This is a genomic window from Corynebacterium sp. HMSC068G04 (genome assembly GCF_001814885.1).
GTDB lineage: Bacteria > Actinomycetota > Actinomycetes > Mycobacteriales > Mycobacteriaceae > Corynebacterium > Corynebacterium hiratae.
Genome location: NZ_KV818350.1, coordinates 1 through 298 on the forward strand (window position 1 = coordinate 1; position 298 = coordinate 298).

At 58.4% G+C, this 298-nt stretch carries 1 pseudogene; it reads right to left on the bottom strand.

Annotation, left to right across the window (positions count from 1 at the left end):
- A pseudogene (locus tag HMPREF2993_RS11975) lies at nt 1-298 on the bottom strand (transposase); the annotation flags it as partial.

Consider the following 298-nt stretch of genomic DNA (forward strand, 5'->3'; position numbering starts at 1 on the left):
GCGATATCGCCGTCAACAGCGCGTTTGGCTTTCGCGACTTGCTCTTTGATTCCGCGCAGGCTGCGCCTAGCCCGGTCGTGAGAGTACTGGTAATGCGTCACCGAATTTGGGGTAGCGTGCTTGCGCCCATCACTTGCCGAGGCTTGCGTCCAGATCTGGCCGTGGGTGTAGTCTTCACCGGGGTTTTCTCGCCGCCAGGTTTCGATCACCTCAGGCACGGTGGGGGTTTTCACCGACAAAATGTAGTGCAGCCCTGCATCTATCAATGCTTGCTTGTTCGCCGCGGAAAACATGCCCG